Annotated in this window: 15 protein-coding genes; 8 read left to right on the top strand and 7 right to left on the bottom strand. The window is 64.7% G+C overall.

The genetic code is table 11. The features are described from left to right. The first annotated feature begins 213 nt into the window (after nucleotides 1-213). The 4 genes from BACI348_RS18725 (at nucleotide 214) to BACI348_RS18710 (ending at nucleotide 3069) form a co-directional block, all read left to right on the top strand. On the top strand, nucleotides 214-969 hold the full coding sequence (locus BACI348_RS18725) for a ZIP family metal transporter (protein ID WP_159829105.1): 756 nt from the start codon (nucleotides 214-216) through the stop codon (nucleotides 967-969). 98 nt (nucleotides 970-1067) lie between these two features. Next, nucleotides 1068-1220, top strand: coding sequence for a VOC family protein (locus BACI348_RS18720; RefSeq protein ID WP_236557634.1), 153 nt, complete (start codon nucleotides 1068-1070; stop codon nucleotides 1218-1220). A 140-nt stretch (nucleotides 1221-1360) separates the two neighbouring features. Beyond that, a complete protein-coding gene (locus tag BACI348_RS18715) occupies nucleotides 1361-1549 on the top strand; it encodes a hypothetical protein (RefSeq protein ID WP_159829103.1) in 189 nt (62 codons plus the stop codon). Nucleotides 1550-2313: 764 nt separating this feature from the next. Next, nucleotides 2314-3069: a hypothetical protein gene (locus BACI348_RS18710; RefSeq protein ID WP_159829101.1), complete on the top strand. Its 756-nt coding sequence runs from the start codon at nucleotides 2314-2316 to the stop codon at nucleotides 3067-3069. On the opposite strand, the gene BACI348_RS18705 is transcribed toward BACI348_RS18710, so the two are convergent. The 5 genes from BACI348_RS18705 to BACI348_RS18690 form a co-directional block, all read right to left on the bottom strand. Then, nucleotides 3044-3616, bottom strand: coding sequence for a GNAT family N-acetyltransferase (locus BACI348_RS18705; protein WP_159829099.1), 573 nt, complete (start codon nucleotides 3614-3616; stop codon nucleotides 3044-3046). The two genes, BACI348_RS18710 and BACI348_RS18705, sit on opposite strands and share 26 nt — an antisense overlap. A gap of 45 nt (nucleotides 3617-3661) precedes the next feature. Continuing rightward, nucleotides 3662-3931, bottom strand: a complete 270-nt coding sequence (gene bsaP / locus BACI348_RS21150) for a biotin synthase auxiliary protein BsaP (RefSeq protein WP_442858513.1) — start codon at nucleotides 3929-3931, stop codon at nucleotides 3662-3664. After that, the gene (gene bioB, locus BACI348_RS18700) at nucleotides 3928-4980 is read right to left on the bottom strand and encodes a biotin synthase BioB (protein ID WP_159829097.1); all 1053 of its coding nucleotides are present in this window, start codon (nucleotides 4978-4980) and stop codon (nucleotides 3928-3930) included. The genes bsaP and bioB overlap by 4 nt, the downstream gene beginning before the upstream one ends. Before the next feature lie 97 nt (nucleotides 4981-5077). After that, on the bottom strand, nucleotides 5078-6082 hold the full coding sequence (locus tag BACI348_RS18695) for a LacI family DNA-binding transcriptional regulator (RefSeq protein WP_159829095.1): 1005 nt from the start codon (nucleotides 6080-6082) through the stop codon (nucleotides 5078-5080). 146 nt (nucleotides 6083-6228) lie between these two features. After that, nucleotides 6229-7581, bottom strand: coding sequence for an MFS transporter (locus BACI348_RS18690; protein WP_201298457.1), 1353 nt, complete (start codon nucleotides 7579-7581; stop codon nucleotides 6229-6231). Between the two features lie 203 nt (nucleotides 7582-7784). Here BACI348_RS18690 and hisD point away from each other — a divergent pair, with 203 nt between their 5' ends. Genes hisD through BACI348_RS18675 form a run of 3 tightly spaced genes read left to right on the top strand, consistent with a single transcriptional unit; the run spans nucleotide 7785 to nucleotide 10930 of the window. Next, nucleotides 7785-9131: a histidinol dehydrogenase gene (gene hisD, locus BACI348_RS18685; protein WP_236557633.1), complete on the top strand. Its 1347-nt coding sequence runs from the start codon at nucleotides 7785-7787 to the stop codon at nucleotides 9129-9131. Nucleotides 9132-9141: 10 nt separating this feature from the next. Then, on the top strand, nucleotides 9142-9888 hold the full coding sequence (locus BACI348_RS18680) for an SDR family NAD(P)-dependent oxidoreductase (RefSeq protein ID WP_159829093.1): 747 nt from the start codon (nucleotides 9142-9144) through the stop codon (nucleotides 9886-9888). A gap of 52 nt (nucleotides 9889-9940) precedes the next feature. Then, complete coding sequence (locus tag BACI348_RS18675; RefSeq protein WP_159829091.1) at nucleotides 9941-10930, top strand: 3-hydroxyacyl-CoA dehydrogenase family protein; 990 nt, start codon at nucleotides 9941-9943, stop codon at nucleotides 10928-10930. A 20-nt stretch (nucleotides 10931-10950) separates the two neighbouring features. Here BACI348_RS18675 and BACI348_RS18670 read toward each other — a convergent pair whose 3' ends face one another. Further along, complete coding sequence (locus BACI348_RS18670; protein WP_159829089.1) at nucleotides 10951-11457, bottom strand: methyltransferase family protein; 507 nt, start codon at nucleotides 11455-11457, stop codon at nucleotides 10951-10953. Nucleotides 11458-11579: 122 nt separating this feature from the next. Beyond that, on the bottom strand, nucleotides 11580-13871 hold the full coding sequence (gene katG, locus BACI348_RS18665) for a catalase/peroxidase HPI (RefSeq protein ID WP_159829087.1): 2292 nt from the start codon (nucleotides 13869-13871) through the stop codon (nucleotides 11580-11582). Between the two features lie 347 nt (nucleotides 13872-14218). Between katG and BACI348_RS18660 the strand changes: the two genes are divergently transcribed. Next, complete coding sequence (locus BACI348_RS18660) at nucleotides 14219-15574, top strand: MFS transporter (protein ID WP_159829085.1); 1356 nt, start codon at nucleotides 14219-14221, stop codon at nucleotides 15572-15574. Nucleotides 15575-15628 lie beyond the last annotated feature (54 nt).

Raw genomic sequence — 15628 nt, 5'->3', positions numbered from 1 at the left:
CAAGCTGGTTGGTCCGTTGCATCGGTTGGTTCGATGCCTCCAGAGTGAACCCGCAACGTCAACGGGCAGTAAGGTTTTCCGCAAGATCCGATCAATTCTTTGTGGCGGACCCGCTGGACTAGTCTGGCTGCTTGGGCCCGGACATTATTTCCGGTTTTTGGGCTGGCTTGACGGTTGAAGGCTCCCTCCAGGGGAGCCGGGAAGCGGGAAAACATGCCGGTATGGGTGCAGGCGCTGCTGTGGGGAACGGCTGCCGGGGCAGCGCTGGTTTTGGGCGCCGCCATGTCGTGGCGGTGGTCCCTCCCGCCCAAGCTGGTGTCCTCCATCATGTCCTTCGGCGCCGGGGTGCTGATTTCCGCGCTGGCTTTCGAGCTGGTGGACGAGGCTGTGCAGGGCGGCGGGCTGTGGCCTACCGTAGTGGGGTTCCTGGCCGGCGCCGTGGTGTACGTGGGTGCCAACATGATGCTGGCCCGGGCGGGGGCCAAGCACCGCAAGCGCTCTGGCGACCAGCAGCCCTCCGAATCCGAGGACCCCGGCAGCGGCACGGCCATCGCCGTGGGTGCGCTGCTGGACGGCGTCCCGGAATCCGTGGTGCTCGGAGTGGGCATGCTGGCGGGAGGCGCGGTGAGCCCGGCCATGATGGCCGCCGTGTTCATCTCCAACGTCCCCGAAGGGCTTTCCGGGACCGCCGGCATGAAGAAGGCCGGCAGGAGCGCCGGGTATGTCTTTGGCATGTGGGGCGGCATCGCGCTGCTCTGCGGACTGGCCTCACTGGTGGGCTATGCGGCCCTGGAAAACGCGCCCGGCGAGGTGGTGGCGCTCATTACGGCTGTGGCCGCGGGCGGAATCCTGGCCATGCTGGCGGACACCATGATCCCGGAGGCTTTCGAGCAGCACCACAACCTCACCGGACTTACCGCGTCCGTTGGGTTCCTGACCGCGTTCACGGTGCACCACATCGGGGGATGAGGCTGGGGTTGAAGGCGCGACGGCGGTCCAGGCGTGCCTTGAACGGCTGCAGTTGGCTGCCAGCCAGGTGTGTTCACAGCCGGGTCTGTCCGGAGGACGTGGATGAGTTTCACCGCAAAGCCGTTGCGGCCGGCGGGACGTCGGTGATTGAGCCGGAGGACACGGAGTGGGGCAGCAGGCGCGCCCGGGTGCTCGATCCCCAGGGGCAGGAATGGAGCGCGGGAACCTATCAGCCGGGCGCCAGCTGGTAGTTGTTTTTGTGCTCTGCCTGCTGAGCAGGCCGCGCGATCACAGCAGGCCACACCGCCGATTGTCATAAATTCACGGCCGCACAGGCGCCATTCGTGGTGTGGACTGTTAGCGTGGAGGCCCGGCCAATGAAGGAGGAGCAATGACCATCAACTCACCTGATTCACTGCCTGAAGACGAACCCCGGGACGGCGCTGAGGGTTCCAGGGGCAAGGACGACGGCGGTATCCCCGGCGGTGCGGACGGCGTGGGAATCGGAGCCGGTGGAGAACCGAACACGTTTGAGCCCGAGGAGGACCCCGACGCAACGGACGGCTCCGAGACCGACTGAACTGCCCGATGCCGGCTGCGGGCCCGGCGGGGTGACATCCTGGCTCAAGGTTCAATCAAGATTCGCGCAGGCGGGCCCGAACCGGCTCTTTTGAACGTTACCAGCCGGTAGATTTCTCTCTGTTTCCACGTTTATTTCCCCTAACACGGAAGCGCAGAAAGCCCCCGCGCTGGAGTTCAACTCGCGCGGGGGCTTTCGTCACCTTCCGGCGGACACCGGACCCGCTACTGTCATTCCATGACGAGGCTCATTCGTTGGAAAGACGGACTGTGGGCGCTGCTGGTGCTGCTGGCGGCGTCCGTCATGGCATGTGGCCTGGCGGACAGTTTCACTTTCCTGGTGCGGCCGCCCACCTACTTCGAGGGACATCGCCTGGTCCTGCTCGGCGCGCCCGCATTTGCTGCGTCATCGGTATGGGCCGCACTGAAGGGCCGGTCCCTGCGGGCGGTCATTGCCACGGCGCTCCCTGCCGTTGTGGTTGGAGGGCGGTCCAACTGCCCGACAGCATGTTTCCGCATGTTGCCGGGCTGGTGCTTATCCCGCTCGCGCTGGCGGCGATGCTGCTGGAGATACCGGCTGAGACGTACGTGACTGTCCCTCGAAGCTGATCCACCCGGGTAACGCTGGATAAGCGGACGCCGGCGCGTCCGGACTCCGTTCGTTATGAGCTGCAACAGTTCGGCGCCAACCGGCTGTGTGGCCTACCCGCGGCAGCACTGCGGCTCCACAATTGAAGGACCATAACGGCTTCCAAGGAGGCAGTCATGCGACGGTCAGTGTGGCCCGGCGCAGCAGTCCCGGCAGTACTCTTTTCACTTTCGCTGCTCATCGCCTGCGGTGGGCCGTCCAGCCCGCCGCAAGGGACGACGTCGGCCCCTTCTTCCACGGCGACGCCAACCACCCCGGCGACTACGACGGCGTCCGCGTCAGCAAGTGTCACTGGCAACGCATCCAGCGCACCGCCGTCGGCCCCCTGGACCACGTACACCACTGCCGCCGGTGACCTGGCCTTTGATCTGCCGTCCACGTGGAACGTCAAGGACCCGGCGGGGGAGCTGGCCGAGGGCGGTGGCGCATTCGCCGAGGTGAGCAGCGGGGATGGCCGGCTGCTGGCGACGCTGCGCACCAACATGGCCACGGGTTCCACCTGCACGGAGAAGTACACCTATTCGGTGCTTGAATCCCAGGAACTGCCGCAGCTGGCGCAGCACGGCACGGTGCCGCGGTACACGTTTGAGACCCGCGGAAACGCCACCGCTGCCGGGCCGCCGGACACCCCCGCAGCGGCATATGGCATCACGTCCGCACCGCTTCCCGAGGGGGACTCGGCCTGCTACATCTTCCACTTCTTCACGTGGCCGCCCAATGCCGCCACCTTCGGGGCGTTCTATAACCCGGAGCTCAATCTGACACCTGGCGATCCCAATTTGCCGTACCTGGAGAAGGCGAAGCTGTATGCAGGGACCGCCGAGTACCGGGACATCAAGCGGATGGTTACGTCGCTGCGTCCTGCGGGTTAGCGTGCCAGGCGTTTGCGGGGGCGTTCCGCTGGAAGGTGTCGATCCAGTAGCGGCGCTTCCCGTTGCGCGAGTCCTCGTAGACGCCGCCGTTCTTTTCGATGGTGGCCCGGGAGCCGGCGTTGTCCTCATCGCAGGTAAGGAGCGCCCGGGTGATTCCCAGGTCCCGGGCTATCGGCAGCGCGGCGGCGAGGGCTTCGGCGGCGTGGCCGCGTCGCCTCGCGGACGGCCTGACGCTGTAGCCGATGTGGCCGCCCTCGTTGAGGAGGTACCCGTTCAGCTCGTGCCTGATGGCCAGCGACCCAAGGAAAGTGGCGCCGTCGACCATCCACAGGTACGTGCAGGGCACATGCCCGGGCTTCCTGGGAGTCTCCGGCAAGGCGTCATTGATGAGTGTCTGGACGAAGCGGCCAAATGCCTGCAGGTCTTTGAGATCCTCCTGGGACCAGCCGTCTGCTCCCGCCCCGTCCTGCCGGACACCGGCGAACTCTGCGGAGGCTTCGAGCCAGGATGAATGGAACTTTACGTTCGGAGCGACGAGTTGGGCCATCACAAGATCCTATGAGACGACGCCCGCTACGGCTGCTGCCCGCGCTCAGGAGGCCAGTACGCCGTGACGGGAGCACTCAGCGGTCCAGCCCAGCGGTGTCACCTGGACTTTCATACGGCGCCGGCAGGCGGCGCAGTAGCGCGGAGGCTCCATGGCCAAACGCTCGCGGCACCTTTGGTGAGCGTACGACGGCGGGCACTCGCCGCCGTCGTACGCCTCGCCGCAGTGCCCGCAAAAGTCCTCCGTGGGTAGGGGACCCCCGGCGGTTGAGCCTATTGTCGCTTCGGGGGTTGAGCCCGTCGAAACCGCGCTCATAGCGTCTTCTGGAGTTCCTTGATGGGCATGTTGAGGTCCACGAGCAGGTTCAGGTCTGCGGTGGCGGGGCGGCCGAGGGTGGTGAGGTAGTTGCCGACGATCACGGCGTTGATGCCACCGAGCAGGCCCTCGCGGGTGCCGAGGTCGCCAAGGGTAAGTTCGCGGCCGCCGGCGTAGCGGAGCACGGTGCGGGGCATGGCCAGGCGGAAGGCGGCAATGGCGCGGAGGGCGTCCTTGCCGTCCATAATCCCCTGGTTTTCCAGCGGCGTTCCGGGACGCGGGTTGAGGAAGTTCAGCGGCACTTCGTGGGGTTCCAGGGCTGCGAGCTGGGCGGCGAGTTCGGCCCGCTGCTCCAGGCTTTCGCCCATGCCGATCAGGGCGCCGCAGCACAGTTCCATGCCGGCGTCCTTGACCATGGCGCAGGTTTCCAGCCGTTCCTCGTAGCTGTGGGTGGTGACCACTTGCGGGAAGTAGCTGCGCGCCGTTTCGAGGTTGTGGTTGTAGCGGTGGACGCCCCAGCTGGCCAGCTGGTCCACCTGGCGCTGCGTGAGCATCCCCAGCGAGCAGGCGATGTTGATGTCCACCTCTTCTCTGATGCGGTCAATGGCGAACTTGATCTGGTTCATCAGCTTGATGTCGGGTCCGCGGACGGCAGCGACGATGCAGAACTCGGTGGCTCCGGTAGCGGCTGTTTCCTTGGCCGCCTTGACCAGCTCCGGGATGTCCAGCCACACGCCGCGGACTGGGGAGTCGAAGAGGCCGGACTGGCTGCAGAAGTGGCAGTCCTCGGGGCAGCCGCCGGTTTTGATGGAGATGATGCCTTCGACCTCCACATCCTCGCCGCAGTGCCGGAGCCGGACCAGGTGCGCCAGTTCGAGGGCGGCGGGAAGGGCCTCGTCCGGGAGGCGCAGGACCTCTTCGAGCTGGGCCTGGGTCAGGCCGATGCCGTCCTCCAGGACCTGTTGGCGGGCGGTCTCCAAGATTGGGTGGCCGGTTCCGTTGGTGGTTGTGCGGTCGTCGTTGGTGGTGCCGCTCGCCTGGGTCGTCATCGGTGGGTCCTTTGCGCTTGCCGGGAATGCCTCACAGCAGACGCTAGTTCCCTATGGCTACCGCCATTTTGTGGGGATCCAACAAGAATTTTCTGGATCAGGCGTGCGTGCTGCCGTTTTCCCGGGCGCTTCCGCGGACAATCAATTCACAGGGGAAGATCACTTGGCGCGTGGGCTGCCCGGGACTGATGATCCTGTCCACCAGCATCCGGGCTCCTATACGGGCCATCTCGCGGCTCGGTTGCCGGACCGTAGTGAGGCTGAAGGAATCCCAGGCTGCCATGTCCACGTCGTCGTAGCCAATGACCCAGCAATGATCGGTCGAGACCTTCTGGGCATGCAAAGCGTCCAGGGCGCCGAAGGCCATGAGGTCGTTGGCGCAGAACACGGCCTGCGGGCGGTCGGAACGGGAAAGCAGCCGGTTCATGATTTGTGCTGCGATGTCGTGGGAAAACTGGCCATTGAAGCGGAGATGTTCAGGCACTTCGTATCCCTGCTCTGCCATCCTGCTCAGGAAACCCCGACCGCGCTCACGGGTGGTGCTGGCGCTATCGGGGCCGCCGATGAAAGCCACCCGTGCCTTGCCGTGGGACAGCAGGTAATCCGCGACGGCGGCACCGCCGTCGGCATTGCTGCTGGTGACCTGATCACAGTCCAGGCCTTCCACCACCCGGTTGATCAGGACGATGGGGCTGTTTTTTTCGATGGCCGCCTGCAGCTCGATGGAGTCTTCCGTGGCGGTGGTGAAGATGACGCCGTCCACGGCACGTTCCCGGATGGCCTTCAGGGCGTCCTGGTGGCTGCCGCCGCCGGCGTTCCAGATGACCACCCGAAAACCCGATGTATCGAGTTCCCGGGTGAGTTCGTCCACAGCTTCCGAATAGAAGGGGTTGTTCAGGTCAGCAACCACCACACCGATGGTGTTGGTGCGCCGGGTTTTCATGGCCTGGGCGCCGGCGTGAGGGACGTAGCCCAGGGTTTCCATGGCGGCCTGCACCCGGGCCTTAGTGGCCGGGGAAAGCTTCGGGGACGAGGACATGACCCTGGAAACGGTCGCTTGCGAGACACCGGCGAGTTCTGCGACGTCGCGGCTCGTTACCATCGGTTGCCTTCTCTTTCCTTGCTGCGGTCAATCTGCTTTTGCCCGGGGCTTGTGCGGGCTTTCAGACTAACCAATCATTGGTGCCGGCACCCTCCGGGCACCTATTGCGGTACCAGGTGTCGGAGGGTGCCGGCGGGATCAGGTCCCTACCGGGTTGTTGTGGGATCGTGTTCTGCGCTGAGGCCCTTGCGCAGCCGGACCCGCGGAGCGGTTTCGGGTGCCCACAGGGCCCCCACGATGGTGATGATTGACGTGACCACCATGTACAGGGCCACAAGCCAGTAGCGGTCGAACTCCGGGCCGATAAGTGCGGTGGCGATCAGCGGAGCGAAGCCGCCAGCGAAAACGGCTGCCACCTGCGGACCCACGGAGGCCCCGGAGTAACGCAGCTTGGGTTCGAAGAGCTCGGTGAAGTAGGCCGGTTCCACGGAGTAGCAGAGGTCGCGTCCCACGTTGCAGGTGAGGATCAGGACGAGCAGAACCATAAAGAAGTCACCGGTCTGGACAGCCCAGAAGAACGGGAATGCCATCAGCAGCATGGTGGCGGCACCGGCGATGACGGTGTAGCGGCGGCCCCAGCGGTCTGATACCCAGCCCCAGAAAGGGATGGAGAAAACGCCCAGGCCGGCCATGATCATGGTTGCCAGCAGGATCGTGTTCTTTTCGAGCAGCACTGCCGGACCGTAGGCGAGCAGGAACGTGGTGTAGATGTAGTAGTTCGCGTTCTCGGCAAACCGCATCATGATGACCTTGAGGATGGTCAGCGGACGGGTCTTGATGACCTTGACCACTGGCATTTTCTCGATCTCGCCCTTGCGCTTGATCTCCTCGAACGCCGGGGATTCATCCACCTTGCTGCGGATGTAGAAGGACAGCACCACCAGCAGGATGGACACGAGGAACGGGATGCGCCATCCCCAGGCCACGAAGGCCTCAGGTGAGATCAGGTATCCCATCACGTAAAAGGCTCCATTGGCCAGCAGCGTTCCTGCCGGTACGCCGATTTGCGGCCACGAACCGAAGAATCCGCGCCGTTTTGCGGGGGCGAATTCGGTTGCCATCAGGGCTGCACCGCCCCACTCGCCGCCGACGCCAATGCCCTGGACGATGCGCAGGAGCACCAGCAGGGCGGGGGCGGCGATGCCGATGGCATCGAAGTTGGGCAGGCAGCCGATGAGGAATGTGCCGCCGCCCATCAGGCCAAGGGTCATCATGAGCATCTTTTTGCGGCCCAGGCGGTCGCCGAAGTGGGCGAAGATGATGCCGCCGATGGGGCGGGCCGCGAAGCCGATGGCGTAGGTGCTGAACGAGAGGAGGATGCCCACGAAAGGGCTCGCGTTCGGGAAGAACTGGCTGTTCAGGATGATGGCGGCTGCGACGCCGTAGACGTAGAAGTCGTACCACTCGATGCAGCTGCCCAGGACGGATGAAACGAGGGCCTTGCGGCGCATTTTCGGATCAATGGCAGGTGGTGCTGCGGTTGCCGCGGGGGTGCTCACTATGAGACTCCTTTGTCTTCGACCGGACAGTGACGGCAGCCACATCAGCTGCCTCGTGACAAGGAGTGTATACGTAAACATCTTCAATCTTCAAGGGGTTGCAGGATCAAAATGTATACGTATACACTCGATGCACATCCAGGCGCTGGCCTGGCCCGGGGCGCTCCGAAGTCGCCCATCGACGAAGATGGAAGGTATTGCTCATGACCGCCACAACAGCAATCAGCTCGGCCGTTAGCTCCGTAATGCTGAAGGAGCCGGCGCAGAACAGTGTTAACCGGGGCAGCACGCCCGAGGTGCGCGCCACCGTCGAAGGCGTGATCGCGGACATCCGTGAACGCGGTGATGCTGCTGTTCGCGAATACTCCGAGAAGTTCGACAAGTACGCGCCCGAGTCGTTCCTGCTCAGCCCGGAGCAGCTGGAAGAAATCATCGCCCGCGTGCCGGAGCAGACCATCGCGGACATCAAGTTTGTCCAGGAGCAGGTCCGGACGATGGCGCAGAAGCAGCTGGAGTCACTGAGTGACTTCGAAATCGAAACCCTGCCGGGTGTTTTCCTCGGGCAGAAGAACGTGCCGATCCAGGCTGCCGGTGCCTACATTCCCGGTGGGAAGTACCCGCTGCTGGCCAGCGCGCACATGACCATCATCACCGCCAAGGTGGCCGGCGTTGAACGCGTTGCCGCCTGCACGCCGCTGATCCAGGGCGAGGTTCCCGACGCCACGGTAGCCGCCATGTACCTCGCCGGCGCGGACGAGATTTACCTTCTCGGCGGCATCCAGGCAGTAGCGGCCCTCGCAATCGGCACTGAGACCATCAAGCCGGTCAACATGCTGGCCGGGCCCGGCAACGCCTTCGTCGCCGAGGCCAAGCGGCAGCTCTTCGGCGAGGTAGGCATTGACCTCTTCGCCGGCCCCACCGAAGTCCTGATCGTGGCCGATGAGCACGCTGACCCGTTCATCGTGGCAGTGGACCTGCTGTCGCAGGCAGAGCACGGTCCCGATTCTCCCGCCGTCCTGATCACTACCAGCGAGGAGCTCGGCCGGAAGGTCATCGAGCACATCGACACGATCCTCGTGGATATGCCCACCCGCGACTACGCAGGTGCCGCATGGCGGGACTGGGGTGCCGTCCACGTGGTCGAAACCCTCGATGACGCCTACGTCCTGGCCGATGAGTATGCCTACGAGCACGTTCAGATCCTCACGGAGAATCCCCGTGAAGCGCTGGAGAAGATGCACGACTACGGTGCACTGTTCCTGGGCGAAGGCACCTGCGTTTCCTACGGGGACAAGGTCATCGGAACCAACCACGTTCTGCCCACCCGCGGTGCTGCCCGCTACACAGGCGGCCTCTGGGTTGGCAAGTACCTGCGTACCGTTACGTACCAGGAAGTGACCAACACCGAATCCAGCGCCTTCTTTGGTGAACTCTGTGGACGCGCGTCCCGGGTGGAACGGTTTGAAGGACACGCGCGGTCCGGCGATGTCCGTGCCGCAAAGTACCGGGGCACCAGCCTGCCCTGGTCCGACCACACCTTCGGCAACTAAGGGAATACCAGTGCCTGACTTCCGCCTCGATGGCAAGAAAGCACTGGTCACCGGAGCAGCCCGCGGACTCGGCAAGGCCATCGCCGATGGCCTTGCCGAGTCCGGCGCGACCGTCTACGGAACCAGCCGCGACGCCGAAAGCGCACGCCTGATCAGCGAACGCTACGGCACTCCTGCCTTGCCCGTTGACATCACGGAACCCGCTCAGATAGTCCAATTCGCCGAGGAACTGACGCAGGAGAGCGGAGGGATCGATCTGCTCGTCAACAACGCCGGCGTCAACGTACCCAAACCCGCGCTGGAACTGACCACCGAGGACTGGGACACCGTCTTTGACACCAATCTCAAAGGCAGCTTCTTCCTGACCACATCGCTGGCCCGGCACTGGATCAAAGGCGGAACCCAAGGGGCCATCGTCAACGTCGCATCGCAGGCAGGAATCGTCGGCATCGAGGAACGCGCCGCCTACGGCACCAGCAAGGCCGGCCTGATCCACCTCACCAAGATCCTGGCCCTGGAATGGGCCCAGTCCGGAATTCGCGTCAACGCAGTGGCACCCACCTTCGTCCGCACGGAACTGACCGCCCCAACCCTCAGCCGCCCCGACTGGGCAGCCGAGCTGCTGTCCAGAATCCCCATCGGCCGCTTTGGCGAGCCGGAGGACATAGCCGGGGCAGTGGCATTCCTCCTCAGTGACGCCGCGTCACTGATCACCGGGCATACCTTGGCCATTGATGGCGGCTACACCATCCGGTGACCCCCGGATCTTGCGTTCCGCAGCCCAGACACCTTTCCCGAGGAGCACGTTCATGACCACCAAAGACACCATTTCAACCACCGCCGTCGTCGGGTCCGGATACATGGGCGGCGGGATAGCCCAGGTGCTGGCTTTGCACGGCTATAAAGTTTTCCTAGGCGATATCGACGGCGAAACAGCAGAACGTGCCCGGGTCAGGCTTGTTGAACAAGCCCGGGATTTTGAGGCCCAAGGGCTCCTGCCTGGGGGCGCCTCGAAGATCATCGAAGAGAATCTTGCGGCGGCCGCAAGCATCGAGGAGGCCGTGACCGCTGCCGACTACATCGCCGAAGCAGTCCCGGAGAAACCGGATCTGAAGGCGGCCATCCTTCGCAGGGTCTCGGTTGCCGCGCCACCACACGCCATTATCGGGACAAACACCTCCGCCATCCCCATCGGCGAGCTGGCCCTGTCAGTGACAGGCCCGGAGCGGTTCCTCGGCGTCCACTGGATGAATCCCGCCCCGTTCATCCCCGGCGTCGAGCTCATCCCCGGCGAGGAGACGGACCAGGCCGTCCTCGACCGCGCCGAGGAGCTCATCCGCAGCCTTGGAAAGACCCCGGCCAGAGTTGCGGACACGCCGGGGTTCGTCGCGAACCGGCTTCAATTCGCCCTGTATAAGGAAGCAGCCAAAATCGTTGAAGAAGGAGTCGCCACGCCGGAACAGATCGACGCAGTGGTGAGCACTACGTTCGGATTCCGCCTGGCACTGTTTGGGCCCTTTGCCATCGGCGACATGGCAGGGCTAGACGTGTACGAATCCGCATACCGCACCCTCGAGAAGGCATACGGCGAACGGTTCGCCGCCCCGGAAGCCCTTGTGGCCACGGTCAATGAAGGAAATATCGGGCTAAAGAGCGGACATGGCTTCCTCGACATCGACCCCCTCGAGCGGGATGCCCTCCTCGCCTACCGGGACGTCGCCTACGCCCGCCTGGCGCAGCTCCGCGCAGAACTCGGCAAAGCGCCGGGACTGTCAACGGCCCGCGACGCACGCAACTAAGAAGGATTCCTCGTTTCCCCTCATCCCCGCCACGGCGTTAACCGCGGCCACCATCCCGGGACGTTGCGCTTGTAGTCAAGGTACTGCTCGCCGTACGTGCTGGTGAGCGTGGGTTCCTCGTAACCCTTTACGAACGTGACCACCGCGGTGAGGGCAACCGCGGCGTAGAGCACCAGCCACCAGCTGCCGAACAGCAGTGCCTGGCCGAGGATGATCGTCAGCACCGCGAGGTACATCGGGTTGCGCACAAACCGGTAGACCCCGGTCACCACGAGCGTCTCAGTCGGAGCCACCGGCGCGGGCGTCCCGCGGTGCAGGGCAAACAGTGCGAAGGCGTGCAGGAGGAAAGCCACCCCGAGAACGATGGCGATCCAGGCCACCGGCACCACCCAGGCGGCGCCTCCCCAGTCATGCGGCCGCCAGCCGGAAATGAGCATTGGAATGAATCCCGCCACGATGCCGGGCGCAAGGAACAGGAACACGCCGGTGCCGATCCATGCGCGTGCGGAAGAGGCTGACTGCGCCATGACTGTCAGGCTAATCCGCTTCCTCAAGCCACGCGAGGGTGCGTTGAAGTTAAAGGAGGAGAACTGTGTCCGGGCCGGCTGCGCAGTGCAGCCGGCCCGGACGTTGCCTTACTGCAGGAGGCTTACTTCAGGTCGAAGCGGTCCAGTTCCATAACCTTTGCCCAGGCCGCCACGAAGTCGTTGACGAACTTCTCCCGGGCGTCGTCGCTGGCATAAACCTCGGACAGTGCCCGGAGCTGGGAGTTGGAACCGAAGACCAGGTCCACCGGCGTCGCCGTCCACTTCAGTTCGCCGGTGGCAACATCGGTGATCTCGTAGACGTTCTCCTCCGACTCCGATGCCTTCCACTTGGTCCCGGGGGACAGGAGGTTGACGAAGAAGTCGTTCGTCAGGACCTGCGGCCTATCGGTGAGGACGCCGTGGCTGGAACCTCCCACGTTGGTGCCCAGGGCACGCATGCCGCCGATGAGGGCCGTCATTTCCGGCGCCGAGAGGTCCAGCAGGTACGCCTTGTCCAGCAGAAGGGTCTCCGGCTGGAGCTTCTCGCCGGGGCGCACGTAGTTCCGGAATCCGTCCGCGCGCGGCTTCAGGTACTGGAACTGCTCGACGTCGGTCTGTTCCTGGGCGGCATCGGTGCGGCCTGGACGGAACGGCACAGTGACGGGGAACCCGGCGTCGCTCGCGGCTTTCTCCACCGCGGCACAGCCGCCGAGGACGATCAAGTCCGCGAGCGAAACCTGCCCGTTGTCTTGGGCGGAGTTGAACTCCTGCTGCACTCTCTCGATGGCCTGCAACGCCGTCGAAAGCTGCTCGGGCTCGTTCACCTCCCACCCGCTCTGGGGCTCCAGGCGGATGCGGGCACCGTTGGCCCCGCCGCGCCTGTCGGTCTTGCGGTAGGTGGACGCCGCCGCCCAGGCGGTGCTGGCCAGCTGGGAGACGGACAGGCCCGAATCCAGGAGCTTTGCCTTGAGCGAAGCGATGTCCTGCTCGCCGATCAGCTCGTGGTTCACGGCCGGGATGGGATCCTGCCACAGCTGGGCTTCGGGGACCCAGGGCCCGAGCATGTGCGGGCCGACAGGTCCCATGTCGCGGTGCAGCAGCTTGTACCAGGCCTTGGCGAAGGCGAGCTGGAACTCATCCGGGTTCTTCAGGAAGCGTCGGCCGATCTCCTCGTAGACCGGGTCGAAGCGCAGCGACAAGTCCGTGGTCAGCATGGTGGGCCGGTGCTTTTTCGCGGGGTCGTGCGCGTCCGGGATGATCTCCGGGGCATCCTTGGCAACCCACTGGTGCGCTCCGGCCGGGCTCTTGACCAGCTCCCACTCGTACTCGAACAAGATTTCCAGGAAGCGGCTGCTCCACTGGGTGGGGCGGTCCGTCCAGGTGACTTCGAGGCCAGAGGTGATGGTGTCGCCGCCCTTGCCGCTGCCGTAGGTGCTGAGCCAGCCCAGCCCCTGGGCTTCGAGGTCCGCGCCTTCCGGCTCGGGCCCGACGTGGGCATCGGCGTCACCGGCGCCGTGGGTCTTGCCGAAGGTGTGGCCGCCGGCGATCAGCGCGAAGGTCTCTTCGTCGTTCATCGCCATGCGCTTGAAGGTTTCGCGGATGAACGCCGCCGCCAGTTTCGGATCCGGGTTGCCCATCGGGCCCTCGGGGTTGACGTAGATCAGGCCCATCTCGGTGGAGCCCACTTCTTCAGCCATCTGGCCTTCGCCGATGTAGCGTTCGTCGCCGAGCCAGGTGTCCTCTGGCCCCCAGAAGATCTCTTCGGGCTCCCAGACGTCCTCGCGGCCGAAGGCGAAGCCAAAGGTCTTGAAGCCCATGGACTCGAGGGCCACGTTGCCCGCAAGGACCAGCAGGTCGGCCCAGGAGAGCTTCTGGCCGTACTTCTGCTTGACCGGCCACAGCAGCCGCCGTGCCTTGTCCAGGTTGGCGTTGTCCGGCCAGCTGTTCAACGGGGCGAAGCGCTGGCTGCCGTCACCGGCACCGCCACGGCCATCGTGGACGCGGTAGGTGCCTGCAGCGTGCCAGCTCAGCCGGATCATCAGGCCGCCGTAATGGCCGAAGTCCGCCGGCCACCAGTCCTGGGAGGTGGTGAGGACCTCGGTGATGTCCTGCTTGAGGGCCTCGACATCGAGCTTTTGGAACTCCTCGCGGTAATTGAACGAGGGGCCCAGGGGGTTGCCCGCCGGGTGGTTGGAGTGCAGCACGGAGAGGTCAAGCTGGTTGGGCCACCAGTCCGCGACCGTCCGGGGCCGGTGCCCCTTGGGCTGCGGGGAGTCAATGGCCGGGTTTTCACTCTCGCTGCCGTGCGAGGTGACGCTGCCATGATCCACCGGGCATCCGCCCTCGACCTTGCTGTCCAGGCCTTGGGCGCTTCCCGGGGTGGGGACCGGAGGGTGGTCCTGTCGATCGGTCATGTGCTTCCTTCCCTATGGCCGAGGCCGTGGTCGGACTCGGGCAGCCGGTTCAACCTTCCCATTTGACCATGAGGGGGTGTCCGGGGGTGAGCCCCTTACGCCATGTGAGAACGGGCGGATTTCTCCTTGCGTGAACCGTGAAAGCCCTTAGGCCTGCTGTGGCCCCGGCCACAGGTGGAGGCTTTGACGTGTCGCCCATCACTCGCTAGAATTTATGAAACGATTCAAGAAACGACCGGCGCAGACCATCACCGGGTCTCCGGCCGCCCACCAGCATCCATGCTGAAAACCACGCCGGAATGGAAGAGTTCCGGTTCCTTGCCAAAGACGCCGAAGGAAACCAGCGCATGACCACCATTCCCGCCGCGGACACCCCTCGCAAGCTTGATCCAGCCCACCCGGGCAGGGATCCGAAGAAGGCCGCGATGAGCGGCTGGATCGGAGGCGCGCTCGAATATTACGACTTCGCCCTGTACTCGCTGGCCGCAACGCTCATCTTCCCGGCCATCTTCTTCCCCTCCGGAAACCCCACGATCGCAATCATCGCCTCGCTGGCGACCTACGCCGTCGGATATGTGTCCCGTCCCGTGGGCGCAATCGTCCTGGGCGCCATCGGCGACAGGCACGGCCGCAAGAACGTCCTCGTCTTCGCGATGCTGCTGATGGGTTTCGCCACCTTCGCAGTGGGGCTCCTGCCAACGTACGGCCAGGTGGGCATCCTGGCGCCCGCCCTGCTGGTGATCCTTCGCCTGGTCCAGGGCTTCGCCGTCGCCGGTGAACTGGGCGGTGCCAGCGCAATGATCGTTGAGCATTCCCCCGACGCCCGCCGCGGCTTCTTCGCCAGCTTCAGCCTGCAGGGAACCCAGGTGGGTTCCATCCTCGCCACGGCTGTGCTGCTTCCGCTGTCCGCGCTTCTCCCCAAGCACCAGTTCGAGACGTGGGGCTGGCGCATCCCCTTCCTGCTCAGCGCCTTCGTGATCCTCGCCGGCTACATCATCCGCCGCCGCGTCCAGGAGCCACCGGCCTACCTGGCACAGTCCGAGGCGGGCAAGGAGAAGCGCCGTTTCCCGCTCGTTGACCTCATGCGCTCCCACCCGCGGGTCCTGATCCGCTGCATCATCATGACCTTCACGAACGTGGTGGGCATGGCCACCCTGATCTTCGGTGTCTCCTACGCCACCCAGAAGGGATACGGCATCGGATTCTCCAGCAGCGAGTTCCTCTGGGTGACGCTCGTGGCCAACATCGCTGCCGTCATCACCATCCCCGTCTTCGGTGCCTTGTCAGACAAGATCGGCCGGAAAGCCCTGATGCTTGCCGGGGGCCTGGGCGGCGGCCTCCTGACCTGGGGCTACCTGTGGGCCATCGACCAGCGGAGCCTGTTCCTCGTCTTTGTGTGCGTCCTGATCGTGCAGGGCATCTTCTTCCAGATGTGGAACGCCACGTTCGCTACGTTCTTCCAGGAGCAGTTCCCCATGCGGATCCGGGTGACCGGCTTCGCAGTGTCGCAGAACATCGGCCTGATGCTCGCCTCGTTCTTCCCGAGCATCTTCACGGCCGTGGCTCCTCCGGGCTCCACCAACGTGCCGATGGTCATCGGCATGATCACCTTCGGCATTTGTACCGCCGCGGCCGTGGCCACCTTCCTGTCCTCCGACACCAAGGGCAAGTCGCTGGAGGACCTTGAGACGCAGAAGGCCTGAGAGAAACTTACGACGCCGTTGCCCGCCTGTGCGGGCAACGGCGTCTTTGCGTAG

This window comes from Arthrobacter sp. 9AX (assembly GCF_902506095.1).
In the GTDB taxonomy this organism is placed as follows: domain Bacteria; phylum Actinomycetota; class Actinomycetes; order Actinomycetales; family Micrococcaceae; genus Arthrobacter.
Note: the sequence above shows the minus strand (reverse complement) of the source record. Positions and strands in the feature narration are given on the sequence as shown.